Source organism: Mesorhizobium sp. LHD-90 (assembly GCF_030929505.1).
Taxonomy (GTDB): Bacteria; Pseudomonadota; Alphaproteobacteria; order Rhizobiales; family Rhizobiaceae; genus Kumtagia.
The window spans coordinates 150,550-176,143 of the sequence record NZ_JAVFVV010000005.1; the positions used below are offsets into that span (position 1 = coordinate 150,550).

The following is a 25,594-nucleotide window of genomic DNA, read 5'->3' on the forward strand; positions in this document are numbered from 1 at the left end:
TCAGAGACCTCTAAAGGCGCTGTGCGCCCGCAGGCGGTCCTCGAAGCGCGCGCCGAGCGTCGCCACCAGCTTCGCCGCCAGATAGTAGAGCAGGCCCACGACCGACCAGACGATGAAGGGTTTCAGGGTGCGCAGATTGAGGATGTTGCCGATCTTGGTGAGGTCGACGACACCGATGACCGATATCAGAGACGTGACCTGAAGCTGGTTGACCAGCAGCGCCACCAGCGGCCCGACGGAAAACGCCGCGGCCTGCGGCGCGATCACATGGCGCAGCACCTGCCAGCGTGTCAGCCCGAAGACGCGGGCCGCCTCGACCTGCTCGCGGGCGATGGATTCGATGGCGGAGACTCCGATGACATAGACGAAGGCGGCGGTGTTGGCCGACAGCGTGATGACCGCCGCCTCGACCGGCGTGACGTTGACCTTGAAGAAAGCTGGAAAGCCGAAGAAGACCAGGAACAGTTGCACCAGCACCGGCGAGTTCTTGAGAATCTCTGCGAGGAAGGCGACGAGCTGCGTCAGCACCGGCACGCGGTAGAAACGGATCACCGCCCAGAGCGCGCCGATGGCCAGCCCGATCAGGGAAGTGGCCAGGAAAAGGCCGATGGTGGTCGCGAGGCCCTGCGCCAGCAGGACGAGGTCGTAGCTGGTGAAATCGGTGAACCGCATCAGCCGACAGGCTCCAGCATGTCGCGGTTCAAGCGCCGGTGCAGCAGGCCGATGCCGAGCGAGACAAGCCAGGTGAGCGCCGCATAGACCACGAGCAGCACGACATAGATCTCGAACGGCCGGAACGTGTCGGAAGCGACGATCTTGGCCGAGCCGGTCAGTTCGTTGAGCGTGATGGTCGACAGGATCGACGAGGTCAGGATCATGTTGATCAGCACCGAGCCGAGCGGCCTCACCGATGTGCGAAGCGCGATCGGCAGCACGATGCGTGTGAAGGTCTTACGTTTCGACAGGCCGCTGACTTCGGCGGCTTCGAGGATGCCGTTGTCGATGGCGAGGATGCCGGAACGGATCACGTCGGAGGCGTAGGCGCCGCCGGCGATCGACAGCGCGATGACGCCGGTGGTGAAGGCGTCGATATAGATGCCGATCTCCGGCAGCCCGTAATAGAAGAAGAAAAGCTGCACGATGAACGGGATGTTGCGGAAGAGGTCGACATAAACGAAGGCCAGCCGCCGCACCCAACCCGCCGCCGAGGTGCGGGCGATGGCGACCAGCATGCCGAGGATGACCGAGCCGATCAGCGACAGGATACAGGCCTGAACCGTCAGCAGCGCACCCTCGGCCAGAAAGCCGATATGCGGCGCAAGGATAGTCAGGTCGAACCGCACGTGTCCCCGTATGCGCGAGTGAAACCGGTTTCACTCTGCGGTCTTATCGAGATGCTGTCAATCGGTTGGCAATTGTCATGATGTTGTGCCGGCCTGACGCCTTGGACCGCGTCTGCCGTAAACCTGCGTTCGCGCGAGACCTATCTCAGATGACGTTCAATTCGCGGAACGGCCGGTTGTCGCGGATACGCTCGTAGCCGAACGCCGACGCATCGATCGTGCGGTAGCCGCCATGCACAACGAGTTCCGCCAAAGCCTTGCCGACCGCCGGCGCCTGCTGCAGGCCGTGGCCGGAGAAGCCGTTGGCGAAGAGGAAATTTCTCACCTGAGGATGCGGGCCGACGACGGCGTTCTGGTCGAGCGTATTGTAGTCGTAGTGGCCGGCCCAGGCGCGTGTCGCCTTGATCGCCTCGAAGGCGGGGATGCGGGTGGCAAGCACCGGCCAGATCGTCTCCTCGAACAGCGGCCAGTCCGGATCGAAATCACCGGGATCGGCGGTAGCGTCCGTCTCGTAAGGCTCGGCGCCGCCGGTGATGTAGACCGATCCTTCCGGCCGCACATAGATGCCGGACGGGTCGACCAGCAGCGGCATGTCGTCGAACTTTTCGCGCGCCTCGAACACGAAGACGCTGCGCTTGCGCGGCTCGACCGGCAGGGCCAATCCCGCCAACGCCGCCACCTTGCCGGCGTTCGGGCCGGCGGCGTTGACGACGATGCCGGCTTCCAGCCGCTCGCCATTGTCGAGCATCACGCCGGTAACCTTGGCGCCGTCGCGGTCGATGCCGGCGACGGCGGCGGTGATGAAATCGATATGCTTTGTCCGCAGCGCCTTGCGGAACAGCATCAGCAGCGCATGCGCGTCGAACCAGCCTTCGCCGCTGCGTCCCCACGCGCCGGCGACAATACCTTCCGGCGACAGCCAGGAGAAACGGCGCGCCAGGGCCTCGGCGTCCTCCAGCAGGATATCGGCGCCCTCGGCCGCCTGCGCCTCGTGGTTGGCCTTGAGCACCGGAAACCCATCCTCGCTGGCGAGGATGAGATAACCGTTTTCATGGAAGGTTATGTCGGCATCGGCGCCGAACTCTTCCTTCAGCCGGCGGAACAGGCCGAGCGTGAATTGCGACAGGCGGATGTTTTCGGGGATGGAAAATTGCTGGCGGATCGAGGCTGCGGACAGCGTCGTGGCGGAATGCGTGAATTGCGGATCGCGCTCGACCAGCGCGATCGAGCCGGAAAAACCTTCCTCGCGCAAATAGTAGGCGATCGAGCTTCCGACGATTGCTCCGCCAACGATGACGATATCGTATCGCGCCATGCTGTTCCGCTTGTCCCGTTTCCAAAGGCCCTAACAAGCAGCAAGGGCGCCGCAAGGCAAGCTCTTGCAAGGGCCAGCCCGGCAGGGCAAGAAGGCCACATGTCCTCGCCCGCCGACCGGCCCTTCCGCTCCGTCCTCTACATGCCCGCGACCAACGAAAGGGCGCTGGCGAAGGCCGCCACGCTCGCCTGCGATGCGGTGATTGTTGATCTCGAAGATGCAGTGGCGCCGGAGCAGAAGTCGGAAGCACGGAAGCATCTGAAGGACTGGTTCGCCGCGCGCGCCGCCAAACCTGCGGCGACGATCATACGCATCAATGCGCTGTCGAGCGAATGGGGCGCCGAGGATCTGGCGCTGGCGCGAAAACTCGAGCCGGACGGCATCCTGCTGCCGAAGATCGACACACCGCGCGACATTCTCGAGGCCGGCGACGCGCTCGACGACGAGACCGCGCCGGAGACGGTGAAACTGTGGGCAATGGTCGAGACGCCAAAAGCTGTGCTCAACCTCGGCGCCATCGCCGAGCTCGGCCGCGACCCGGCCTCGCGGTTGGCCGGGCTGGTGGCCGGCACCAACGATCTGGCGAAAGACACCGGCATGCTGATGACGCCGGACCGGCGCTACCTGCTGCCCTGGCTGATGCAGATCGTGCTGGCGGCACGCGCCGGCGGGCTGGTGGCGCTGGACGGCGTGATGAACGAATTCCGCGACCTCCATGACTTCGGGCGCGAATGCACCGATGGCGCGGCGATGGGATTCGACGGCAAGACGTTGATCCATCCGGCGCAGATCGAGCCGGCCAACAAGGCATTTTCGCCATCGGAAGCGGCCGTGGCCGAGGCGCGAGCGATCGTCGAAGCGTTCGCGCGGCCCGAAAATGCCGGCAAGGGCGTCATTTCCCTCGAAGGCCGCATGGTTGAGCGCCTGCATCTGATGCAGGCCGAGCGGCTGCTCGGGCGCGCCATGCGGCCTTGAATTCGCCAGGCTGGATCGTAATTGATCTCACTGGACAGCTAGCTGGAGGCAATGATGAAGCTCTACCGTTTCCTGACCGGACCGGACGATTCCAGCTTCTGCCACAAGGTAACGGCGGCGATGAACAAGGGCTGGCACTTGTTCGGGTCGCCAACCTATTCCTTCGACGCCGAGACCAAGACCATGCGCTGCGGCCAGGCCGTGGTGAAGGACGTCGAGGGCAGAGATTACGAGCCGGGCATCAAGCTCAGCGAGTTTTAGGCGGCTCGCGTCACCCTTTGCCGCTCACTTCCCATCGCGCAGGAAGGCCGCGAAGGCGTCGGAATAGTCCGGGTGCCAGCGCGACAGCGGCGGGCGGTTCTCGACGATGTCGCCGGCCGCCCAGCGGATTCGCTTCTCGTCAAGCGCGCGCGGCACGTCGTTGTCGGGGCACAGGATGTAGAAGTCGCCACGCTCCAGGCTTTGCAGCATGAAATCCACCGTCTGCTCCGGCGTCCAGGCGCCTGACGGCTTTTCGGTTCGTCCGCCGGCGGCCAGTGGAGTGAAGACGAAGCCGGGGATGAGCAGATGCGCGCCGACCTGGCAGTCCTTGGTGTTGCGCAATTCGTGCTGCAACGCCTCGGTAAAGGTTTTCACGCCGGCCTTGGAGACGTTGTAGGCCGGGTCGCCGGGCGGCGTGGTGATGCCCTGCTTCGAGCCGGTGTTGATGATGAGCCCCGGCTTTCCGCGGGCGATCATGCCCGGCGCGAAGACGCGGCTGCCGTGGATGACACCCCACAGATTGACGGCAAGGACCCGTTCCCAGTTCTCGATGGGTCCGAACAGCGCGCTGCCGGGCTGGACACCGGCATTGTTCATCAGCACGTCGACACCGCCAAAAGTTTCGGCGACGCTGCGCTCCAGCGCCACGATGTCGTCGACGCGGCTGACGTCGGTCTCGACAGCCATCACGTCGTCCTTGCCGGCAGCAGCCAGGATCACCTGCGCGCGGGCATCCGCCAGCCGCTTGGCGCCGATGTCGGCGATGCAGACTTTCAGGCCCATCGAGGCGAATTTTTTCGCAGCGGCGAGCCCGATGCCGGAAGCCCCGCCGGTAATTACGGCGACGGCGCCGGGGACAAGAGCGGGGTGGGGCATGAGGAACTCCTGGAGGGCAGGTGAAAAACGGGGAGGCGATGATATTTGCACCCGCCAAAGGATGGAAACAACAGCCAACACGGACAGCCGTCCTCATCGCCACGCCCGCTTTCGCGTCTGGCCATTGTTGAGAGAACGCTCCCTTTCGGGAGTAGTCGGGAAGCGGGGCGCGAGGCCGTGCCTCCTAATTTATAATACGTGGCGCGACGTCCGCGCCCCGCCGGCGACTTTGGGCTCTGTCCCGTCCTGCTTCGCGACAGCTCCGGCTCCGGCTTTCGCCTCGGCTGGCCGTGCTTAAGCGCGTCGTCCAGCGCACACCGCACGTAGTTGCGGAGGGAGGACCTTCGGACAAAGCCTCCCCGGGCGCGGGCTACGTCTTCCCGCACCGGAGGCGCCGGTTCCTCCCCACAGACCACCGTCATGATCGGCGTTCCCGCAGGAGAAACTGGCAGCAAGTATGCGCGTGGTTTTGGGGAGGGGGACGGCGGGCACGATTTTTTTGTCGAAGGCGGTTGCGTCTAAGAAGTGCCTGCGAGCGATTTCAACGGGTTGGCGAAGGCAAGACGGCTCCGGCAGAAAAATTTCTTCCAGGCGGCGCATTTTCCATCCCCGTTTTGGGTCACCGTGTTGCGCCTTTCGGGGTCGCCGGAGCGCTTCGTCGGGTGGGAAATTCGGGGACCTCACGTCGCAGCGGCGTGCCTTATTCCTGCCGGCCGTTCGATGCTTCCTGAAAGCGAGCCAGTTCGTTCTCCGGGATCCGCGCGTTCTCCGCCTCGCCGGGGTAGCCGCCAGAGGCGACATCGGCGCGGAAACCAGAAAGCGCCTTCACCCGTTCGTCGCGCACCTTCTGGTGAAGCGAAGCGAGGTCGCCCCAGGCGCGGGCATGGCGCGGCAGGCGTTTTACCTCTCCGCATATGTCGGAAGTGAAAAGAAAAATCACGTCGGCGTCCGGGCCGGAGCCGAGCGACACGGTGACGAGGCCGGTGCGGCGATTGATCTCCGCCATCACGGCGGCGGGGATGACCTCGCATTCCACGGCGAAGGCACCGGCATCCTCAAGCCGCCGGAAACGGTCGAACAGGTCGAGCGCCTCATCGGCCGTCTTGCCGACGGCGCGCACGCCGCCGACCCAGGTCGATTTGCGCGGCACGAATCCGAGATGGCCCATGACCGGAATCTGCTCGGCCGAAAGCATCTTCACCGTGTCCCAGCCGCGCCCGGTGATGACCGCGTCGGCGCCCGCGACGATGGCCGAGAAGGCGGTGCGCAAAACCTCTTCGGCCGTGATCGCATCGGCAAAGCCGAGTGCGGCGGTAACGAAGACTTTTTTCGAGCCTTCGCGCACCTTCGCCACGTTGACGGCGCGACACACCACCATCTCGACGCCGGCGGCTTCGGCAGCCGCCGCTTCATCTGCGGTCTCCGCCGTCACCTGCGCTGCATGGCGGCCGCTGCCCTTCAGGGCGCGCAAACCGGCGACGGTAATGCCGCGCTCGACCTCACGGCCGCCAAAATCGAAAATGCGGGGCATGTTTTGCCGGGCTTATTTCATCTTCTTCGCATAATAGTCGGGCGCCACGATGCCGGGCTTGGAAAACCACTTCGGCACGTCGACGCCGGAATAGAGCAGTATGTTGCCCCAGGGGTCGAAGGCGCCGGTGCGCACGATCACCTTGGCTTTGGCCGCCATCTCGCCAAGGATCGTCTCGTGCTTGATCGGCGCGTGCTCGGCGTCGGCGAACAGGCGCTTCACCTTCTCAAGCAGCGGCGCATTGTGGGCCGGCAGCGTGTCGGCATAGGACACTTTTTCGGCGATCAGATTCTCGGCGATCGGGGTGAGCACCGTCTCCAGATCCGGCACGTCGGGAGTGATGGCGAGATCGATGCGCCAGGCACTCGACGGGATCGGAAAGCCGGCGTCGCAGATGATCATCAGGTCGCCGTGGCCCATCGAGGCGATGGCGTGGGAAAGCTCGGCGTTGAGCAGTCTGTTGCGGTTCACGGTTTTTCCTTCCATGTGGTTTCGAGCGCACGGGCATACATCGCGTCGGCGCTGGCGCGGTCCGGCAGGCCGGGAATGACGCCGAGTTTGGTGCAGGCGATGCCGCCGCAGACGACGCCGAAGCGCACGGCATCGACGATGCCGCGGCCTTCGGCAAGCGCCACGGCGAAACCGGAATTGAAGGCGTCGCCGGCGCCGGTGGTGTCGACCACCTCGACCGGAACGGCCGGCACCATGATGTCGAGCTCTTCGGTGAGGATCAGCGCACCGGCGCGGCCGAGCGTGACGACGACATTTTTCACGCCGCGCCGGCGCAGCTCACCGGCCAGTTCGCGCGACGAGCGCGGATCGTCGGCAGGCAGGCCGAGTAGGATGCGTAGCTCGCTCTCGTTGGGCGTTAGATAATCGACGGAAGCGAAGATCGTGTCCGGCAGGGCGCGCGCCGGCGCCGGGTTGAGGATGGTTTTCGCGCCGTGCTTGCGGCCGAGTTCCATGGCGCGCGACGCCGCCGCGGTCGGCACTTCCAGCACGGTCATCACCACGTCGCTGCCGGCGATCCGGCGTTCGGCGGCATCGACCGCACCGGCGTCGAGCAGCTCGTTCGCCCCCATGTCGAGGATGATGAAATTCTCGCCCTTGTCGTTGAGGATGATGAAACCGACGCCGGTGGCGCGCTCGGTACGCGTCAAGACGAACTCCGTGTCGACGCCCTCGGCGGCATAGAGATCGGTGGCGATGCCGGCGAGCTTGTCGCTGCCGATATAGGCGACGAGGCCGGAGGAAGCGCCCAGCCGCGCCGTGCCGACTGACTGGTTCGAGCCCTTGCCGCCCGGCCCCATGTCGAAATCCGTGCCGAGCATGGTTTCGCCGAAGATCGGCAGCTTTGGCGCACGCATGGTCAGGCCGACGGCGAAGCTGCCGACGATGGTGATGTTGGGTCTGGTCATAGTTTGCTCATGGCCAAAACGAAGGATTGCGGCACGACAGAGAAATCCGGGGACAGTTTACTTAATTCCGCCACACCCACAGGCGCGGCAAAGGAGCTGACCGGAATTGAGTAAACTGTCCCCGGATTTCTCATGACGCCATCGCCCGTGCCAAAATACCCTGCTCGTTGATACCGGCGCCAGTCAGCTCACCGGAAATGCGGCCGCCGCGCATGACCAGCACGCGCTCGGCGTTCAGGATCAGCTCCGGTATCTCGGACGAGATCATGACCACGGCGACGCCCTCGCCGGCAATACCGCGCAGGATCGAATAGATCTCCGCCTTGGCGCCGACATCGATGCCGCGCGTGGGCTCGTGCAGGACCAGCACGCGCGGATTGGTGACCAGGCTGCGGCCGAGGATGATCTTTTGCTGATTGCCGCCCGACAGGGTCGCCAGCTTCTGGCCGAGATGCGAGATGCGCGCGTCGAGCCGCGCCACCTGGGCGCGCGCTTCGCGGCGGATCGCGCCACGGCGCAGGAAGCCGGACATGGAGAAGCGCGGCAGCGAGGCCGAGACGACATTGTCGGCGACGCTCATCGAAAGCAGGCCGCCGGCGCCGCGCCGGTCGGCCGGCACGAAGGACATGCCGCCGCGGATCGAGGCCAGCGCATCGGCAGGGCGCAGGTCGACGCCGTCTATGGCAACGCGGCCCTTGCGGTCGACCAGCCCGAACAGCGCCTCGCCGAGCCCGTCCTTGCCGGAATCCGGCAGGCCGCCGATGCCGAGGATTTCGCCGGCGCGGACGTGAAAGGAGATGTCGTCGAGGCCGGGAGCGGTCAGGTTTTCGACCGAAAGCACGACGTCATTGTCAACGGACCGGCCTTCCGCCTGCAACGACCATTGCACGGTGGCGCCGAGGTCGCGGCCGACCATGGCGCGGATCAGGCGGTCCTCCGAAACATCCTCGTTGTCGATGGTCTCGATGGTGCGGCCGTCGCGCATCACGGTAATGCGGTCGGCGAGGTCGATCACCTCGCTGAGGTGGTGCGAGACGTAGATGACGGCGACGCCTTCGGTGCGAAGCTGGCGGACGACCTCGAACAGGCGGTCGCTCTCGCGCTTGGACAGCGCCGAATTCGGCTCGTCCAGCACCAGCAGCCGGGCGTTCTGGCGGATGGCGCGGGCGATCTCGACGAGTTGCATCTCGGCGACCGACAGCCGGCCGACTTTCGTGTCGGGGTCGAGCGAGCCCATGCCGAGGCGGGCGAGCGCGGCGCGCGCCTCGCGCCGCATGTTTTCGCGCGGGACAAGCGACGTTACGGAGCGCACCGCCATGTCGGACATCATGATGTTGTCGGCGATGGAGAGTGTCGGGCAGAGCGCCAGTTCCTGGTAGACGACGGTGATGCCGGCGGCGCGGCTCACCAGCGGGGACGAAATCACGGTTGCCTTGCCGTCGACAAAGATCTCGCCGCCATCCGGCTGCAGGTCGCCGGCCAGAATGTTCATCAGCGTCGACTTGCCCGCGCCGTTCTCGCCGATGACGGCATGGACCTCGCCTGGCCGGAAATCGATCGAGATGCGGTCGAGCGCCAGAACGCCGGGGAACCGCATGGTTACCCCGGCAATCCGGACGATCGCATCTTGGGAGGATGGATGGGTCATTCGGTGCTGTCGTTGGGGGTTGGCTTACCCTCCCCCTTGAGGGGAGGGTCGGCGAGAGGTCGGAGCGAAGCGGAGATCGCAAGACGGGGTGGGGTCGTTGAAGGTTGGCGCACTGCCGCGCGGACCCCACCCGGCCGCTTCGCGGCCACCCTCCCCTCAAGGGGGAGGGAAATGCAGCGCTACTTCTTCGCCACCTCGCCAATGTTCTCCTTGGTGTAGATGCCGACGCCGGTGTCGAGATTGTCGATCGTCTCGCCCTTGATGAACTTCGCCAGCAGGTCGACGGCGGCAAAACCCTGCTTCTCGGGCGCCTGGTCGATGGTCGCCTGGATATTGCCGCTTTCGACGAGGCCCACCGTCTGGTCGAGCAGGTCGAAGCCGACGACCTTGACCTTGTCGGCGGCGTTGTTGCGCTCGACCCAGGTGCCGGCGGCGGGCGTCGAGCAGCATTCCAGCGACAGGATGCCGGTGACGGTCGGGTTTGCCAGCATGGCGTTCTCGATCGCCGAGTAGATCTCCTGCGGATCGGTGCCGGTGTTCAGCGTCTGCACGACCTCGATGCCGGATTCGGCGGCCAGCGCCTCGCGCGCGCCCTTCTCGCGGTCGAGCGACCACTGCGCGGCGGCGTCGATGGTGGTGATCATCACCTTGCCCTTGCCGCCCAGCGTCGTGGCCATCAGCTTGCCGGCCTCGCGGCCCGACTGGACCAGATCCTGGCCGGCGAAGGCGAGGCGCTTCGAGTCGGGATTGTCGGTGTTGAAGGTCACGACAGGAATGCCGGCGGCGAGCACACGGTCGATCAGCGGGGCCAGCGCGTCTGTTGAGACCGAGGAGATGGCGAGGCCGTCCATCTTGCCCATCAGCGTCTCGATTTCGCTGATCTGGCCGTCGGCGTCGGCGCCGACCGGGCCGATGAAGTTGGCGTTGACCTTGTCGGCTTCCGCCGCCTTGGCGACGCCCGCCTTCATGAACGGCGCGAACTCGTTGGAGACGTCGTGGTAGGAGACGTAGAGATCGAGCGGCTGGCCGGCTGCGACCTTAGCCTTGATGCGCTCGGCCAGCGGAAAGTCCGCCGGCTTGGAGTCGGCATGGGCGAATTGGAGCGGCAGCAGGCTGAGTGCCGCCGCCAGGATGATCTGTCTTGCTTTCATGGATAGTCCTCCCTTTGAATTTGACTCGTTTCTTCGAACTCAGCCGCGCTTGCGCATCGTCCATTTGTCGATGCCGACCGCGATGATGATGACGAGGCCGATCATCAGCTCCTGCACGAAGGGCGAGACGCCCATCAGCACGAGGCCGTTGCGCATGACGCCGATGATCAGCACGCCGAGAATGGTTCCGAGGATGGTGCCTTCGCCGCCCGACAGCGACGCGCCGCCGACGATGGTCGCCGCGATGACGTCGAGCTCCAGGCCAAGGCCGGTGCGGCCAGCCTGGCCGCTCGGCAGGAAGGCGAGGCTCAAAATGCCCGCGAAGGCGGCGAGCACGCCCATCAGCACGAAGGCCCAGATCTTTACGGTGTTGACCGAAATGCCGGAGACGCGCGCCGCCTTGGCGCTGCCGCCGACGGCGAACACGCGAAAACCGAAATTGGTGTAGGACAGCACGATCCAGGCCAGCGCCGCGATGATGATGAAGAAAACAAGCTGCATCGGCACGATGCCGAACAGGTAACCCTGGCCCATATAGCTGAAGGTCTCGAGCACGCCGGCGTCGGCGCCGTTGCGGATGTTGACCGTCACCGGCTGGCCGTTGGTGAGGATGAGTGCGGCGCCGCGCACGATCGACAGCATGCCGAGCGTGGCGATCAGCGACGGCAGGCGGCCGTAGGTGGAAAGCACGCCGTTGATCAGGCCGATCGCCACGCCGGTGAGCAGGCCCACGCAGATTGCCGGCATGAGTCCCCAGCCGGCGATGATCAGCATGCCGGTGGCCAGCCCTGAAAACGCATAGGTCGAACCGACGGAGAGGTCGACCTCGCCGGAGATCAGCACGAAGGTCATGCCGACGGCCATGATGCCGAGCAGCGACACCTGGCGGCCGACATTCAGCAGGTTGAGCGAGGTGAGGAAACCGTCGGTGGCGATCGAGAGGAAAATGCAGAGCACCAGCAGCGCGAAAAACACGCCTGTCTCGCGTGCGCGCAAAAGCCTCGACAGCGAAAATCGGTCCATGGCAGGCGCGCGCGCGCCGGTCCTGACCGCATCGGCCATAAGATATCCTCCCGTTGGGTCCGGCAGACGCTTTTGGCGCGCCGCCGTGCCTTACTCACTCAGGTCGAAAAGTCCGGGCGAGCTCCAGTCCGGACCTTGCGCGTTCTTCCGCCGCTCAGGCGGCCTTTTCCGGCAGCATGCGGAACGTGCCGGCCGGCACCTTCTGCAAGGCTTCATAGTTTCCGTAGTCGCGCACCCGCTTGAACGGTGCGTTCTCGACCGCGTTGTAGGAGCTGATATAGCCCCAGCGGTAGGTATCGGAGCGGTTGGCGTCCGAGCGATGCAGAAGATTGCCGTCGAACACCAGCGCATCGCCGGGTTCCATCTCGACATAGATGTGTTCGTAGCGCTTTAGCGCGGCTTCCAGATGTTCCTGCTCGACATTGGTCTGGCCATCCTCGCGGATGTGGTTGAGACGGCCGAGCTTGTGCGTGCCTTTCAGCACCTGCAGGCAGCCATTCTCCTTCGTCGCCTTGTCGAGCGCGAGATAGATGCTCATCATTTCAGGTGCGAGGCAGCCGTAATTGTACCAGTAGCCGAAATCCTGGTGCCATTCCCAGGCGCCGCCCTCGTTGGGCTGCTTCATCGTCATCTTGTGGCTGTAGAGATAGATCGGCTTGCCGACCGCGTCCTCGGCGAGGTCGACGAGGCGCTCGTCGCGGGCCAGATATCCGTATTGGTCGTCTTCCGCCGTGTTCCACATCTTCAGAAGGGTCGTCTTGCCCTCCTTGTCGCCTTTCTGCATGACCGCGCCGGACTTGTTCTCGGCTTCGAGCTGGGCACGGGCGCGATCGCGGAAGAGATCGACCTCCTCGGTCGTCAGAAGATTCTTGCGGATGATGTATCCGTCGCGAGCGTAGAGCTCGGTCTCTTCCCTGGTCATCGCAAGCATCGGACTACTCCCTGGCATGCACGAATTTTTTCGCCCGTAGGCGCAGAACCAGCCGCGAAAAGCTCGAAATCCTTGCTTTCCCGCCGATGCGGAGAATTTCCTCAAACTCTCGACGGTTAGATTACGCCCGCTCGCCAGGATGGGAAATGGACAAACAGAACGCAGCTTTTGTATAAAACGCGCATGTCCGAAAGAACCCAATTCCGCGAAAGCCTGCACTATGTTCCGGAGGCCGGGTGGACCCGCTCGGCGCTCACCGTCCTGCGTGCCGGCAAGGTGGCGGCGGCACCCGACTACCGCGTCGCCCGCGCTGCACACCAAGGCCAGGACATTCTGTACTGCCTCTCCGGCAAGGGATTTGTGGAGACGCTCGGCCAGCGCGCGCCGGTAGCGGCGGGCGACCTCGTATGGATCGCCAACGAGGCGCCACATGCTCACGAGGCCGATCCGGCCGCGCCGTGGACGGTGCTGTGGTTCCGCTTCGACGGGCCCGACCCGGCAGCGCTGCGCGAAAAACTGTTCGGCGACGGTTTTCCGCATGTCGCCTTCGCCGATGGCGGCCATGCGGTGCCGTGGTTCGAAAGACTTTTCTCGGCGCTGCGGCGGCGCGACCCGGGGCTCGACCTGCGACTCAACCATCTGGTGGCCGAGTTCTTGACGATGATCGACCATGCGCATGCGGGAACGGCGGCGCGCGATTTCCCCGGGCCGGTCGCCGCCGCGCTCGCGGCCATGAGCGCCGATCTCGGGCTGCCTTGGAGCGCGGCCGATCTTTCGGACGTGAGCGGCCTCGGCCATTCGCAGATGCGGCGGCTGTTCCGCAAGCACCTGCGCACAAGCCCGCGGCAATGGCTGATCCGCGAACGGCTGATGCGGGCGCAATCCCTGCTGCTGGAGAACGATGCGCCGCTGGCCGAGATCGCAGAACTGTGCGGCTTCTGCGACGTCTATCATTTCGGCCGCGAATTCAAGCGTGCGATCGGCATCGCGCCGGCGGCCTGGCGCCGAAACGAGTTGGGCGCGTGGCCGGTGGGACGGGAAGCTACGGCATAGTGCAGCCGCGGATGGCGAAGCCTGTCCGAAGCCGCCCAGCATGCCCGCTTCCCGAGGCTCCAATCGAGGCGATCGCCAGGTTTCCTTTGTCCATGACGACCCGGCCGCACACGGTCAGGAATCGCCGGCCGCCGTCTCCGGTGCACGGCACGGCAAATCGGCAGGCAGGAACGTGCGGCAATAGGCTTCGGCCGCCTTGTTGGCCTCGTCGCAAAACGCCGCAGTCAGCCGGTCGTGCTGGGCACATGACGTCATCCATATGCCGTCATAGATGGCGATCAGGACGATGAACCGCATGTCCCGGTCGGAAAGGGGAGGCATCACGACATAACGATCCAGCCAGTCGTAGACCCGTTGCGCGGCGAGCCTCGAATTCTCGATGTCGATCTTGCGGATTTCGCTCGTCACCTCCCCCGACAGGAACAGCCGACGGGCCACCGGGTCGGAATTGTAGAACGCCGCCGCCCGGTCGAACCGGATCCTCAGCAGATCCGGCCAGCCGTGGAGCTGTACGGTCCCGCCGCCGGCGAGCGGCCGGTCGACATGCTCACGCAGGCGAGCGACATATTGCCTGGCCAGTTCAATGAAGGCCGACTGTGCGGTCGGAAAGAAATGATAGGCCGAGGCCGCCGGCACGTCGGCTTTTCTGGCGATGTCGTAGATGCTGACGTCGCGCATGGGCTGCTTGCCTAGCAATTCCGCCGTGGCCGCCAGCAATGCGTCAAAACGCACCCTGCCGCGACGCCGAACCGGCAAATGGGCGGCAGGCACCACGTTCGCCGGCGCTTTTCGTGTGCTACGGGGCATTTCGCAGTCGCTCCTTCCAGGACCCGACTTCTACCTCTGCGGGTGCCCTTCGGCGCCGCGCGCGCGGCCTGGCATCTTCTGGCGGCATAAAGGCCCCGAAGCAAATGGCAAGTCTCTTCGTGTGCTGCCCGCAGCCGTACGGCCGTCGGCATCGATCGACGGTTTCAGGTCGGGTTTGCGGGCAGTCCCCGTGCCCGCCGATTTCTTCTTGCAGGCAAAATGCCCACCCACTATAGTCCGTACAATATCTGAAATTAAATTCCACCACCGGTAGGCCGGGGGAGGTTGTGGAGTTGGGATGAGCGTTCAGGGTGGGGTCGTCGTACAAAGTCAGCCGGTCGAGAAAGTGGGGCTGGTCGAGATCGACCGTCCTGAAGTGCGCAATGCACTGAACCTCGAGGTTCGCGAAAAACTGGCCGCGGCGGTCGAGAGCTTTGCCAACGATTCCGGCATCCACGTCATCGTCATCACCGGTCGCAACGGCGATTTCGTCGCTGGAGCAGACATCAAGGCTTTCGAGAAACTCGGTTCCGCCGACGTCCTCACGCAACGCACACACCGCTATTGGGAGGCCATCGCCAGATGTCCGAAGCCGGTCATCGCGGCGGTCGAAGGCTATGCGCTCGGCGGGGGATGCGAGCTGGCCATGCACGCCGACATCATTGTGGCGGCGCGGACGGCGACGTTCGGACAGCCGGAGGTCAAGCTGGGCCTGATGCCAGGCGCCGGCGGCACGCAGCGCCTGCTGAGGGCCATCGGCAAATACAAGACGATGATGCTGCTGCTGACCGGCGACCTGCTGTCTGCCGAACAGGCCGAGCAGGCCGGTCTTGTCAGCCTTCTCACCCCGGAAGGCGAAGCCCTGCAGCATGCGCTGAAGATCGCAACGAAGATCGCGCGGATGCCGCCCCTGGCGGTCGAGCAAATCAAGGAAGCCGTCGTGAGCGGCGAGGATGCGCCTCTAGAGACGGCGCTGCGGCTTGAACGCAAGGCGTTCCAGCTTCTGTTCGATACGGCCGACAAGCGCGAGGGCATCGCCGCCTTCCTTGAAAAGCGCAAGCCTTCCTTCACGGGCCGCTGACATGACGGAGGCGGCGATTTCGGAGGGCCTGCGGATCGCGACGGCCGGTATCGTAGGCGCCGGCGTGATGGGATCCGGCATTGCCGAGGTGCTGGCGGCGGCCGGGCTCCAAGTGCTGTTGATGGATGGGGCGCCGGGCAAGGCGGCGGCTTCGCTGGATCAGATCGCCGTGCGCCAGCGGGCAAGGGCGGCCGCCGGCAAGATCGGCCCGGAGGCGGCGGAGGCGCTCATCTCGCGCATCACCCCGATCGAAGCGCTCGAAGGCCTGGCGCCGGTGGACCTCGTGATCGAGGCCATTGTCGAGCGCATCGATCCCAAACGCGAACTGATACGCGCACTGGAAGGCATCGTCGGTCGGCGGGCGATCATCGCGACCAACACCTCGTCCCTGTCGGTGACGAGCATTGCCGCCGCCGCCGAACATCCGGACCGGGTCGCCGGATATCACTTCTTCAATCCCGTCCCTGCGATGAAGATCGTGGAAGTCATCCGTGGCGCGCACACCCTGCCCGAGGTTGAAAGCGCCCTCGTCGATCTCGCGAAACGTTTCGGCCATCGCGCCGTGCGCGCCAGCGACACGCCCGGCTTCATCGTCAACCATGCCGGACGGGCTTTCGGCACCGAGGCGCTCGCCCTGTTGCGCGAAGGCGTCGCGTCGATCGCACGGATCGACGCGATCCTGCGCGATGCCGCCGGGTTCAGGATGGGTCCCTTCGAACTGATGGACCTCACCGGCCTCGACGTCAGCCATCCGGTGATGGAAAGCATCTACAACCAGTATTATCAGGACCCCCGCTACCGTCCGTCGGTTATTGCCACGCAGCGTGTCGCGGCCGGGCTGCTGGGGCGAAAGACGCAGCGGGGCTTCTACGCCTACGAGGGCTCGCGCCAGATCGTCGCCCCGGAAGAGGCGTCCCCTACGAGCGAAATACCGAGCAGTATCGCCGTCCTCGGCGACAGCGACCACCAGGCGATGCGCAAGCTGCTGGAAGCCGCGGGCCATGACGTTTCGTCCGATCCGGCCGCGGCGCACGAGGTCGGGGGATTGGTACTGGTCGGCCTCGAGGGCGAGGATCTCACGGGCGCCGTGATCCGCCGGGGACTGCCGCCTTCCGCCTGCGTCGGCTTCGACCCGCTTTTCGGACTGGACGGACATGTCGTCCTGGTGGCCTCGCCCGCCACGTCGCCGCGAGCCGCCGGCGCTGCCCTGGCAGTGGCGGCGGGCGCCGGACGCAAGGCAACCCTGATCAACGACAGTTGCGGCGCGATTTGCCAGCGCGTCGTCGCCATGATCGTCAACATCGGCTGCGAGATCGTGGAGCAGCGGATTGCGTCCGTAGCGGATGTGGACGCTGCGGTGCGGCTGGGACTCGGGTACCCGCATGGTCCGCTGGAGTGGGGCGACAGGCTCGGCCCGGCCCGCGTCCTGCGCATCCTCGACACCATCTACGACCGCACCCGCGACCCGCGCTATCGGGCCAGCTTGTGGCTGAGACGACGGGCCGAACTCGGGCTTCCGCTCGCGGCATGAAGTGAAGTGGAGAACGGCTTTTGGCCCGCAAGCATGACCTGACCCCCTCCGCGCCCTGGTACAGGATCGAGACGGACGAGTCCGACTGGGCGGCGCTGCCGGAGCAGACCCTGGTTCAGCTCTATGGCCAGATGAAGCTGATCCGCCGCTTCGAGGAAAAGATCCTTGACCTGGAGAAGGCGGGCCTGGTCCATGGCCCCGCCCACGCCAGTATAGGCCAGGAGGCCGCCGCGGTCGGCGTCACCTCGCTGCTGCGCCCCATCGACCAGATCAACGGGACGCACCGCGCCCACCACCAGGTGCTGAGCAAACTCGTCAACGCGCAGACCGAACCGGATTTCGACATACGCTCGCGGGCCTACACGCCGCCGATGAACGACGCCGTGTACCGGCTCATGGCGGAGATCATGGGATTGACGCCCGGCTATTGTGAGGGCCGCGGCGGCTCCATGCATATGCGGGACGCAGAGTCCGGCGTGGCCGGAACGAGCGCCATCGTCGGCGGCAACATCCCTCACGCGGCCGGTTACGCGCTGGCCGACCAGGTGCTTGGGCGCGACGGCATTTCCGTCAGCTTCTTCGGCGACGGGGCGTCGCTGCAGGGAGCGGCCTACGAATCCATGAACATTGCGGCTGCCTACAAGCTGCCGGTGATCTTCTTCGTGGAGAACAATCTCTACGCCGTCTCCACCCATATCGGCGACGTCACCGCCGAACCGCGCATCGCCTCGCGCGGCCCGATGCTAGGCTTCACCGGCATCGAGTGCGACGGCATGGACGTGGTGGCTGTGTATCGGGCCGTATCCGATGCCATCGGCATCATCCGCGAGGGTCGCGGCCCGGTCATCATCGAAGCCCAGTGCTACCGCTACTTCCACCAGAGCGGCAGCAAGCCGGGCAGCGAGTTCGGCTACCGCAGCCGCGAGGAAGAGCAGGAATGGATCGATCGCGATCCGCTGCGCCTGGCCGAGGCTCGCCTTGCCAGCCTCGGCATCCTCGACAATGCCGGCGTCGTGCTGATCGACGAGCGCATCACGGCCGCAGTGCAGGCCGCCGCCGATCGCCTGACCGAACCTGTTCCCGGAAGCAACCAGTTGCGCATTCCGGAGCGCCTGTGGCCCTCTGTTGAGACCGTCGACGACGGCATCCTGGCCGACCCTTCCGAAACGGACGGTTTGAAGTACCGCGAGTTGGAGGACTATGCGCCGGACCAGTTGGTCAAGACGCGCTTCGTCACCGCGGCGGGCGAGGCGCTCGCTGCCGCCATGGCGGCCGATCCGACCATCGTCGTGCTTGGCGAGGACGTTCACCGGCTGCGCGGCGGCGTCAGCGGTTTTACACGCTCGGCGCTGGAGCAGTTCCCCGGCCGCGTGCTCGCCATGCCCATCGCCGAGAACGGCTTCACCGGCGTGGCGCTGGGTGCGGCCCTGCGCGGATTGCGGCCGGTCGTCGAAATCATGTTCGGCGACTTCTGCCTTGTGGCGGCCGACCAGATCGGCAACGGCATCGCCAAGGTGCGCCACATGTTCGGCGACGGCTTCCCCGTACCGGTGATCATGCGCGTGCGCGTGTCGCCCCACACCGGCTACGGGTCGCAGCATTCGGGCGATCCGGCCGCGCTGTTCAGGATGTTCCCCGGCTGGCACGTCGTTTCGCCGACCACGGCCTTCGACTATGTCGGCCTGCTGAACACGGCGTTGAAGTCCAACGATCCGGTCGCCATCATCGAACATGTCGAGTTCTACCAGCGCGAGAGCCTGGTTCCGCGCGACGAGCGCGACTTCTGCCTCCGCATTGGCAAGGCCAAGGTCGCCCGCCCCGGCGCGGCCTGCACGGTGCTCGCCACCTCGGCCATGGTTCCCATCGCCACGAAGGTCGCGAACGATTCCGGCATCGACGCAGAAGTCATCGATATGCGCAGCATCGGCCAGCTCTCCACCGACTGGCCGCTCATCCTGGCATCGATCGCAAAGACAAACCGGGTCATCATCGCCGAGCAGGTCGCCAGCGGCTTCGCGCTCGGCCGCCACTGGATCGCGGAAATCCAGGCGCGTGCATTCGATGACCTCGACCACGAAATACTTCACGTCACCGGCAGTCTCTCGGCGCCCGTCGTGTCGGCCGTACTCAACAAGGCCGCCCTCGGTTCCGCGGAAAAGCTGCGGGAGGCGATGGAGTTGATTACCGAGAACGCATGAACAGATCGAACTGGGAAGGAGCATGACAATGAAAATGGGGAATTTTGGCCGTCTTTCGGGACTGAAGGGTCTCGCGGCCGCGACAATGCTGATGGGTCTGGGCGCCACCGCGATTCCAGCCGATGCCAAGACGCTGGTGATCGCCCGCGACATGGACGTCAACTCGCTGGATATGGCCCGTAGCTGGTGCGACACCTGCATGATCTTCAACGCCGCGGTCTACGACGCGCTGCTGACGCTCGACGCCAACAACAAGCTGGTGCCGCTGGTTGCCGAAAGCTGGGAAGCCAACGCGGACCAGACCAGCTTCACCTTCAAGCTGAACCCGAAGGCGACCTTCGCCGACGGTTCGAAGGTCGAAGCCAAGGACGTCAAATGGTCCTGGGAGCGCCTGAAGAACATCAAGGGCAGCCCCTCCGGCCTGACCGAAACGATCGCCTCCGTGGAAGCCCCGGACGCCGGCACGGTGGTCGTGAAGACCACCCAGCCGAATTCCGAACTGTTCAACCTTCTTGCCGCCAGCTATTTCGGCATCGTCAACAGCGATGTCGCCCAGGCTGAGGCCAAGGCGATCGCCGACGAGAGTGCGGCGCAGTCCGATCAGGCCGAACCGTGGTTCATGGCGCACTCGGCCGGCGGCGGCGCATTCGTGCTCGATTCCTACCAGCCCGGCGCGGAGCTCAGGCTGAAGCGCAATGAGAACTACTGGCGCGAGCCGGCAAAGGTCGACGAAGTCGTCATCCGCCAGGTTGGCGACGCCGTCGCGCAGGCCCAACTGCTGCAGAGCGGGCAGGCCGACGTGGCGCTGAACATCGACCCGGAAACCGCCAAGACGCTCACCGGTGAGAACGTGAAGGTCGAGTCCGCGCCGTCGAACAACTTCGTCTACCTGACGATCAGCCCTGGCGCCGTCGCCAATCCGTTCCCGATGACCAACGACATCCGCGAGGCCATTTCGATCGCCGTCAATCGCCAGGAGCTCATCGAGTTCACGCTGGGCGAGGGCAACGGCCAGTTGATCTCGGTGCCGTTCCCGCTGGCTTTCCCCGGTGGCGCCAATCACCCCATTCCGGAATACAATCCGGAAAAGGCAAAGGAGATCCTGGCCAAGGCCGGACGGGGCGACGGTTTCACGCTTGACGCTACCTATCCGAACCTCAACGTCTACGGCGTCGACATCAACCTGGCGATGCAGAAGATCCAGCAGGATCTGGCCAAGGTGAACATCACGCTCGACCTCAAGCCGGTCGAGTTCCCCAACTGGCGCGAGCTGGCGACGAAGGATCACATTCCGATCTCCTTCGTGTTCTTCGCCCCCGACTATTACGGCACCTCGCAATATGTGAGCTATTTCGGTCTGGCCCCGGATTCGCCCTGGGCGAAGCGTGGCGGCGCCGAGCGCGACCCATCCTTCCTGCTTCCGGAGGTGCCCGCGCTGCTGGCCGACGCACTGAAGTCGAGCCCCGAACAGGCTGAGAAGATCTACTACGACATCGGCGAGAAGATCCGGGCGCAGAACGTCCTGATCCCGATGATGAGCCCGAACACCATCCTTGCCTATGGCAGCAAGGTTCGCGGCGTTCGCAACTCGCCGAGCTCCAACGTGCCGCTGTACGAGATCTCGATCGACGACTGACGTCGATCGAAAATGAAGATGATCCGAGGCCCCGCAAGGGGCCTCGTTTCCATGCGGCCATGACCGATTTGGGCCCTTGTGACCGGCTTGGCCCGTCGCGGCGAGCAATGCGGCGGCGGCAGGGGATGACCGGCGGCAAAAGCGAAAATATGCAATGCCACCACCCCATATCTTGTTGGCAAAAATCCCCGATTATCCTTGACAAATCAGGCACTTGAATTCACGGTGCGGAAACCGATAAAAATCGGCTATTAGCCAGGGAGAGCCGAGTGCCCTACACCGATTTCATATTCAACGACTACCGCAGACGTGTTGGCGAGCTGGAAGCGAGCACCAATCCCCTGGCGCAGGGGGTCGCCTATATCGACGGCGATCTTTACCCGCTGCATGAAGCGAAGATCCCGATCCTCGACCAGGGTTTCCTGCATTCCGACCTGACATATGACGTCCCTTCCATCTGGGACGGCCGCTTCTTCCGCCTCGACGACCATCTCGACCGGTTCGAGCGAAGCCTGAAGCTGCTTCGGCTGCGCAGTCCGCTGGACCGTCATGGCATTCGCCAGAAACTCGTCGAGATGGCGGCGAAAAGCGGCATCCGCGACGCCTATGTCTGCATGATCGTCACCCGCGGCCTCAAATTCATCCGCCAGTACAGCCCTGAGGAAATCGAGAACAATCTCTACCTCATCGTGCAGCCCTTCCTGTGGGTGATGGGCGAGGAAATGCAGAAGACCGGCGGCTCGGCGATCATCGCCCGGGACGTCCGCCGCGTCCCTCCCGGCGCCATTGACCCGACCGTGAAGAACCTGCAATGGGGCGACTTCGTGCGAGGTATTTTCGAGGCGCGCGACCGGGGCGCGAACTATCCGATCCTGACCGACGGCGACGGCAACCTGACCGAAGGATCGGGCTTCAACGTCTGCATCATCAAGAACGGCGTGTTGCGCACGCCCAAGCGCGGCGTGCTCGAAGGCGTCACCCGCAAGACCGTGATCGAGGTCGCCAAGGCGCAAGGCATCGAATGCCATGTCGAGGACGTCCCCGTCAGCGCCGCCTATGACTGCGACGAACTGCTCTTCGTTACCACGGCAGGCGGCGTCATGCCCATCACCAAGCTGGACGGCGTGCCGATCGGCAACGGCGAAGTCGGCCCGCTGAGCAGGGCGATCTGGAAGGCGTACTGGGAAGCCCACTACGATCCGATGCTGAGCTTCGCCATCAATTATTGACGCATGCGATGCCCCCGGGGCCGCCGCTTCGGGCGACCCCGGCCAAGCACGCAACCGCCGATCATCGAGAGCGGCGTCGGACGACGTTCCTAGACTGCGAAGCAGAATCCCAGGTGGACGGCTTGCGCCTCTCCGCCTTGAAGCAATTCGCCCCGACGGGAGTTCGGGTCAGGACTCAAGCGAGGGTGCACGCTTCGTCGAATTCCAGTCGCGGCAGCCGCGGGAACAGGCCTGCCGGATCGCCATAACCCAGATTGACCAGGAAGTTGCTCTTCCATTTCGTTCCGGAAAAGAACGCTTCATCCAGAACCTTGGGATTGAAACCGGACATCGGACCCGTGTCGAGCCCGAGCATGCGCGCGGCAATGATGAGATAGCCGCCTTGCAGGCTGCTGTTGCGGAAGGCTGTCTCGTAGGCCATTTGCGGGCTGGACGTGAACCACGGCCGCGCATCGGTGTGCGGAAACAATTGCGGCATGCGATCGTAGAACGCCTCGTCATAGGCAACGATGACCGTCACGGGCGCAGCCATCGTCTTGTCCGAATTGCCGCGACTCAGCGCCGGCCGCAATTTTTCCTTGCCCTCCGGAGTGCGCACGAAGACAAACCGTCCCGGTGAGCAGTTCGCCGACGTCGGGCCCATTTTGGCGAGATCGTACAGGCGCTTCAGCGTGTCTTCGCTGACGGGCCGGTCCGTCCATTTGTTGTGCGTGCGCGCTTCGGTAAAGATCGTGCGATTGTCCATTGAACCCTCGGCGCCTTCTCGAGGCGGATGCGGATGCAAAACGGCGATGCTCCGCAGCCGCGACAGGATAAAGAATGGTCGCGCCGGCGGCGCCGGCACGTCAATGCTGGGCTCGGTCGGAATTTCCGGTGACTCGCAGCACGGCCCCGACGGCTCCCGCCCTTGCCGCCTGCGCTACTGCGCGCGTTTGAGGCGCGCCAGCACGAGCGGATTTTCGTTGGCGGGAATGCGCGTGCGATGCGCTTTCAGTTCGGAGAAGGCGCGCTCGCTCGCCTTCAACGTCAGATCGACGTCGGCGACCGTCATGGCGGCGTTCATGAACATGTTGTGGTAGGGGTGGAAATAGACGCCGTGCTTCAACGCGTTCGCGCTCCAGGCGTAGCCGAGACGCATGTCCGGATCGTCGTGGAAGAGGATTTGGGGCATCTGGGCAGGCCCGGTCTGCCGGAGCGAGAAGCCGTGTGCGGCGGCCAGCTCGTCAAGCCCTTCGCGCAGCCTGGTTCCGAGCGCGACGGTCTGCTCCAGATAATCCGTTTCGCGGATCAGCCGCAGCGTCTCGACGGCAGCCGCCATGGGAACGGCAGAGAACCAGAAGGAACCGGTGCAGAAGATCGAACGCGCCGCCGCGTTGAAACGCTGCGCGCCCACCATGGCCGAGATCGGATGGCCGTTGGCGATCGCCTTGCCCCAGCAACTGATGTCCGGCTTGACGCCCAGCGTCGACCACGAACTATCCCGGGCCAGCCGGAAGCCGGCGCGCACATCGTCGACGATTAGCGGCACATCAGCCGCGTCGCAGATCCTGCGCACGGCCTTGGCGAACGCCTCGGAAGGAAGGAGCTGGTCGGCGAACACCTCATGCTTGAACGGCGTCGCGAAAATTCCCGCGAGATCGCCATCCGCCGCACGGACCGCAGCCTCCAGGCTTTCGATATCGTCATACCGGTAGGTGATGACGTGACTGCGATCTTCATCGACGATGCCGGTGCGGTTCGGTGTGCACCAGGGCTGCGAGCCGTGATACGCGCCGCTGGCCACCAGAATCTTGCGGCGCTTCGAATAGGCGCGCGCCGTCGTCATGGCCATCGACGTGGCGTCGCTGCCATTCTTGCAGAACATCACCCAGTCGGCGTGGCTGATCATCGACACCATCGCCTCGGCCAGATCGACCATGACGGACGAGGGTCCGGTGAGCGTGTCGCCAAGCTCGGCCTGGCGACGGGCGGCGGCCTCCACGTCGGCATTTCCGTAGCCGAACAGGTTCGGTCCATAGGCACTCATATAGTCGATATATTCATTACCATCGACATCCCAGATGCGCGCGCCGCTGGCGCGACTGAAGAACTGCGGGAAGTCGCTCGGCAAAAGTGCAGTCGATTCATGACCATACATGCCCCCGGGAATGACGCGGCGGGCCCGCTCGAGAAGTTCTGAGTTCTTACGGTTTGACCAAGGCATGGGTAGATCCTCTCGCTATCGGGTGCGACTGATAGCAGTAAAAATATCTGCTATCAACGAGATTCAGGATGGATTGAGCCCGTCTTTTCGGCTACACAAAGGAGGGTATCGCGCACGCGACGACCGGGAACAGGTCACAGCGAGCGCAATGCCTTGCGACAGAGACGGAAGGAGGCCGGGACGGGTCGCGAACGATACCCGGCCGGGCCGACCGTCACGGTTCAACCAGGTGAGTGCGCGCCGCCTGTCCGGCGGCGCGGATTGCAATCCAGAAGGGGAATCCATGAAAAACGTAAGAAATGGCTTGAGTCGACGCAGCGTTCTGAAACTCGGCGCAGGTTCGGCGGCTGTATCGCTCCTCGGCATGCCGGCGATCGGCCGCGCACAAACGACGTCGCTTTCCGTCGCCAATGGCGGCGGCGCGCTGGGAGACGCCTTCAAGGCTGCCTGCTTCGACACGTTCGAGAAGAAGACCGGCATCAAGATCATCAGCGCGCCCTACATCGAAGGCGCCCGACTGAAGGCGATGGTTGAAGCCGGCGCCGTCGACATCGACGTGGCCGACACCGATGCGGCCGAGGCCGCGCCGCTGGCCGTCGAAGGCCTGCTGGAAGAGATCGACTACAGCGTCGTGCCCAAGGACGGCCTGATCGAGGGTTCGGCGAGCAAATACTGGACGGCCTGCTACATTGCCGGCTCCGTGCTGAGCTGGAACACGGAAGCAGCCGAGAAGAACGGCCACCCGAAGACCTGGCAGGAGTTTTTCGACCCGTCGGTGAAAGGCCGGCGCACCCTTTGGAAGAACGCGGCGCAGACCATGGAAGTGGCCGCCCTCGGCGCCGGTCAGCCGGCCGACAAGCTCTATCCGCTGGATCTCGACCGCGCCTTCGCCATGCTCGACGGCATCCGCTCCTCGATCACCTGGTGGAGTTCAGGCGCCCAGAGCGCCCAGCTTCTGGCCAGCAACGAAGCCGATTATGGCATGTGCTGGAACGGCCGGGTCGACCCGATCAAGCAGCAGGGCGGCCCGATCGACTACACGTTCGAACACGCACTGCACATGCCCGGCATCTGGAGCCTGCCGAAGGGCGGCCGCAACCGCGACGCAGCCATGCAGTTCGTCGCGCACTGCATGGACCCCGAGGTCCAGGCCGAGTTCTCGCGGCGGATCCCCTACGGCCCGACCGCGACCAAGGCCTTCGATCTGCTGACGGCGGAGGAGCGCGCCCGCATGCCGAGCGCGCCCGAGAACAGCAAGACCGCCGTTGCCATCAACGGCGACTACTGGCTGGAGAAGGGCGCGGAAGTCTACGAGCGCTTCAACACCTGGGTTGTTTCCCAGTAAGGTCCAAGCCTTGGGAGGACGGCGCGCGAATTCAACGCG

At 64.7% G+C, this 25,594-nt stretch carries 23 protein-coding genes; 9 read left to right on the forward strand and 14 right to left on the reverse strand.

Features of this window, described 5'->3' with window-relative positions:
• The 3 genes from RB623_RS08490 to RB623_RS08500 form a co-directional block, all read right to left on the reverse strand.
• Positions 1-672 carry an amino acid ABC transporter permease gene (locus RB623_RS08490; RefSeq protein WP_308056345.1) on the reverse strand — a complete coding sequence of 224 codons (672 nt, stop codon included), beginning with the start codon at positions 670-672 and terminating at the stop codon, positions 1-3.
• A complete protein-coding gene (locus tag RB623_RS08495; protein WP_308056346.1) occupies positions 672-1,343 on the reverse strand; it encodes an amino acid ABC transporter permease in 672 nt (223 codons plus the stop codon). Before RB623_RS08495 ends, RB623_RS08490 begins: the two co-directional genes overlap by 1 nt.
• Before the next feature lie 145 nt (positions 1,344-1,488).
• Positions 1,489-2,658, reverse strand: coding sequence for an FAD-binding oxidoreductase (locus tag RB623_RS08500; protein ID WP_308056347.1), 1,170 nt, complete (start codon positions 2,656-2,658; stop codon positions 1,489-1,491).
• A 99-nt stretch (positions 2,659-2,757) separates the two neighbouring features.
• Between RB623_RS08500 and RB623_RS08505 the strand changes: the two genes are divergently transcribed.
• Both RB623_RS08505 and RB623_RS08510 read left to right on the forward strand, forming a co-directional pair.
• Entirely contained in the window at positions 2,758-3,633 is an 876-nt protein-coding gene (locus tag RB623_RS08505; RefSeq protein ID WP_308056348.1) for a CoA ester lyase, read from the forward strand.
• Between the two features lie 54 nt (positions 3,634-3,687).
• A complete protein-coding gene (locus tag RB623_RS08510) occupies positions 3,688-3,894 on the forward strand; it encodes a DUF1737 domain-containing protein (protein WP_308056537.1) in 207 nt (68 codons plus the stop codon).
• Positions 3,895-3,918: 24 nt separating this feature from the next.
• On the opposite strand, the gene RB623_RS08515 is transcribed toward RB623_RS08510, so the two are convergent.
• From RB623_RS08515 to RB623_RS08550, 8 genes are all read right to left on the reverse strand, one after another.
• Positions 3,919-4,770 (reverse strand): SDR family NAD(P)-dependent oxidoreductase, encoded by an 852-nt coding sequence (locus RB623_RS08515; RefSeq protein ID WP_308056349.1) that lies wholly within the window; start codon positions 4,768-4,770, stop codon positions 3,919-3,921.
• A 700-nt stretch (positions 4,771-5,470) separates the two neighbouring features.
• Positions 5,471-6,301, reverse strand: coding sequence for a 3-methyl-2-oxobutanoate hydroxymethyltransferase (locus RB623_RS08520; RefSeq protein ID WP_308056351.1), 831 nt, complete (start codon positions 6,299-6,301; stop codon positions 5,471-5,473).
• Between the two features lie 12 nt (positions 6,302-6,313).
• Positions 6,314-6,772, reverse strand: a complete 459-nt coding sequence (rbsD, locus tag RB623_RS08525) for a D-ribose pyranase (RefSeq protein ID WP_308056352.1) — start codon at positions 6,770-6,772, stop codon at positions 6,314-6,316.
• The gene (locus tag RB623_RS08530; RefSeq protein WP_308056353.1) at positions 6,769-7,719 is read right to left on the reverse strand and encodes a ribokinase; all 951 of its coding nucleotides are present in this window, start codon (positions 7,717-7,719) and stop codon (positions 6,769-6,771) included. Before RB623_RS08530 ends, rbsD begins: the two co-directional genes overlap by 4 nt.
• Positions 7,720-7,849: 130 nt before the next feature.
• Positions 7,850-9,367 carry a sugar ABC transporter ATP-binding protein gene (locus RB623_RS08535; protein WP_308056354.1) on the reverse strand — a complete coding sequence of 506 codons (1,518 nt, stop codon included), beginning with the start codon at positions 9,365-9,367 and terminating at the stop codon, positions 7,850-7,852.
• A gap of 179 nt (positions 9,368-9,546) precedes the next feature.
• Positions 9,547-10,518: a substrate-binding domain-containing protein gene (locus RB623_RS08540; RefSeq protein WP_308056355.1), complete on the reverse strand. Its 972-nt coding sequence runs from the start codon at positions 10,516-10,518 to the stop codon at positions 9,547-9,549.
• A 39-nt stretch (positions 10,519-10,557) separates the two neighbouring features.
• Positions 10,558-11,580, reverse strand: coding sequence for an ABC transporter permease (locus RB623_RS08545; RefSeq protein ID WP_308056356.1), 1,023 nt, complete (start codon positions 11,578-11,580; stop codon positions 10,558-10,560).
• Between the two features lie 115 nt (positions 11,581-11,695).
• A complete protein-coding gene (locus RB623_RS08550; RefSeq protein WP_308056357.1) occupies positions 11,696-12,472 on the reverse strand; it encodes a phytanoyl-CoA dioxygenase family protein in 777 nt (258 codons plus the stop codon).
• A gap of 183 nt (positions 12,473-12,655) precedes the next feature.
• On the opposite strand from RB623_RS08550, the gene RB623_RS08555 reads away from it, so the two are divergent.
• Positions 12,656-13,525, forward strand: coding sequence for an AraC family transcriptional regulator (locus RB623_RS08555; RefSeq protein ID WP_308056358.1), 870 nt, complete (start codon positions 12,656-12,658; stop codon positions 13,523-13,525).
• A gap of 114 nt (positions 13,526-13,639) precedes the next feature.
• Here RB623_RS08555 and RB623_RS08560 read toward each other — a convergent pair whose 3' ends face one another.
• Complete coding sequence (locus tag RB623_RS08560; RefSeq protein WP_308056359.1) at positions 13,640-14,332, reverse strand: TetR family transcriptional regulator; 693 nt, start codon at positions 14,330-14,332, stop codon at positions 13,640-13,642.
• A 298-nt stretch (positions 14,333-14,630) separates the two neighbouring features.
• Here RB623_RS08560 and RB623_RS08565 point away from each other — a divergent pair, with 298 nt between their 5' ends.
• The 5 genes from RB623_RS08565 to RB623_RS08585 all read left to right on the forward strand — a co-directional run bounded on the left by RB623_RS08565 (position 14,631) and on the right by RB623_RS08585 (position 22,007).
• A complete protein-coding gene (locus RB623_RS08565) occupies positions 14,631-15,413 on the forward strand; it encodes an enoyl-CoA hydratase-related protein (protein ID WP_308056360.1) in 783 nt (260 codons plus the stop codon).
• A gap of 1 nt (position 15,414) precedes the next feature.
• Positions 15,415-16,944, forward strand: a complete 1,530-nt coding sequence (locus RB623_RS08570) for a 3-hydroxyacyl-CoA dehydrogenase (protein ID WP_308056361.1) — start codon at positions 15,415-15,417, stop codon at positions 16,942-16,944.
• A 20-nt stretch (positions 16,945-16,964) separates the two neighbouring features.
• A complete protein-coding gene (locus tag RB623_RS08575) occupies positions 16,965-19,142 on the forward strand; it encodes a thiamine pyrophosphate-dependent enzyme (protein WP_308056362.1) in 2,178 nt (725 codons plus the stop codon).
• A gap of 28 nt (positions 19,143-19,170) precedes the next feature.
• Complete coding sequence (locus RB623_RS08580; RefSeq protein WP_374121656.1) at positions 19,171-20,778, forward strand: ABC transporter substrate-binding protein; 1,608 nt, start codon at positions 19,171-19,173, stop codon at positions 20,776-20,778.
• Between the two features lie 269 nt (positions 20,779-21,047).
• Positions 21,048-22,007, forward strand: coding sequence for an aminotransferase class IV (locus RB623_RS08585; RefSeq protein WP_308056363.1), 960 nt, complete (start codon positions 21,048-21,050; stop codon positions 22,005-22,007).
• A gap of 175 nt (positions 22,008-22,182) precedes the next feature.
• Here RB623_RS08585 and RB623_RS08590 read toward each other — a convergent pair whose 3' ends face one another.
• Positions 22,183-22,752 (reverse strand): malonic semialdehyde reductase, encoded by a 570-nt coding sequence (locus RB623_RS08590; RefSeq protein WP_308056364.1) that lies wholly within the window; start codon positions 22,750-22,752, stop codon positions 22,183-22,185.
• 174 nt (positions 22,753-22,926) lie between these two features.
• Entirely contained in the window at positions 22,927-24,210 is a 1,284-nt protein-coding gene (locus RB623_RS08595; protein WP_308056365.1) for an aminotransferase class III-fold pyridoxal phosphate-dependent enzyme, read from the reverse strand.
• A 283-nt stretch (positions 24,211-24,493) separates the two neighbouring features.
• Here RB623_RS08595 and RB623_RS08600 point away from each other — a divergent pair, with 283 nt between their 5' ends.
• Positions 24,494-25,555 (forward strand): ABC transporter substrate-binding protein, encoded by a 1,062-nt coding sequence (locus tag RB623_RS08600; RefSeq protein WP_308056366.1) that lies wholly within the window; start codon positions 24,494-24,496, stop codon positions 25,553-25,555.
• The last annotated feature ends 39 nt before the right edge of the window (positions 25,556-25,594 follow it).

Coding starts and splice junctions, on each gene's coding strand:
- RB623_RS08490 (WP_308056345.1), bottom strand. CDS start 672: ATGCGGTTCACCGATTTCACCAGCTACGACCTCGTCCTGCTGGCGCAG.
- RB623_RS08500 (WP_308056347.1), bottom strand. CDS start 2,658: ATGGCGCGATACGATATCGTCATCGTTGGCGGAGCAATCGTCGGAAGC.
- RB623_RS08505 (WP_308056348.1), top strand. CDS start 2,758: ATGTCCTCGCCCGCCGACCGGCCCTTCCGCTCCGTCCTCTACATGCCC.
- RB623_RS08510 (WP_308056537.1), top strand. CDS start 3,688: ATGAAGCTCTACCGTTTCCTGACCGGACCGGACGATTCCAGCTTCTGC.
- RB623_RS08515 (WP_308056349.1), bottom strand. CDS start 4,770: ATGCCCCACCCCGCTCTTGTCCCCGGCGCCGTCGCCGTAATTACCGGC.
- RB623_RS08520 (WP_308056351.1), bottom strand. CDS start 6,301: ATGCCCCGCATTTTCGATTTTGGCGGCCGTGAGGTCGAGCGCGGCATT.
- RB623_RS08530 (WP_308056353.1), bottom strand. CDS start 7,719: ATGACCAGACCCAACATCACCATCGTCGGCAGCTTCGCCGTCGGCCTG.
- RB623_RS08535 (WP_308056354.1), bottom strand. CDS start 9,367: ATGACCCATCCATCCTCCCAAGATGCGATCGTCCGGATTGCCGGGGTA.
- RB623_RS08540 (WP_308056355.1), bottom strand. CDS start 10,518: ATGAAAGCAAGACAGATCATCCTGGCGGCGGCACTCAGCCTGCTGCCG.
- RB623_RS08545 (WP_308056356.1), bottom strand. CDS start 11,580: ATGGCCGATGCGGTCAGGACCGGCGCGCGCGCGCCTGCCATGGACCGA.
- RB623_RS08550 (WP_308056357.1), bottom strand. CDS start 12,472: ATGCTTGCGATGACCAGGGAAGAGACCGAGCTCTACGCTCGCGACGGA.
- RB623_RS08555 (WP_308056358.1), top strand. CDS start 12,656: ATGTCCGAAAGAACCCAATTCCGCGAAAGCCTGCACTATGTTCCGGAG.
- RB623_RS08560 (WP_308056359.1), bottom strand. CDS start 14,332: ATGCCCCGTAGCACACGAAAAGCGCCGGCGAACGTGGTGCCTGCCGCC.
- RB623_RS08565 (WP_308056360.1), top strand. CDS start 14,631: ATGAGCGTTCAGGGTGGGGTCGTCGTACAAAGTCAGCCGGTCGAGAAA.
- RB623_RS08570 (WP_308056361.1), top strand. CDS start 15,415: ATGACGGAGGCGGCGATTTCGGAGGGCCTGCGGATCGCGACGGCCGGT.
- RB623_RS08580 (WP_374121656.1), top strand. CDS start 19,171: ATGAAAATGGGGAATTTTGGCCGTCTTTCGGGACTGAAGGGTCTCGCG.
- RB623_RS08590 (WP_308056364.1), bottom strand. CDS start 22,752: ATGGACAATCGCACGATCTTTACCGAAGCGCGCACGCACAACAAATGG.
- RB623_RS08595 (WP_308056365.1), bottom strand. CDS start 24,210: ATGCCTTGGTCAAACCGTAAGAACTCAGAACTTCTCGAGCGGGCCCGC.
- RB623_RS08600 (WP_308056366.1), top strand. CDS start 24,494: ATGAAAAACGTAAGAAATGGCTTGAGTCGACGCAGCGTTCTGAAACTC.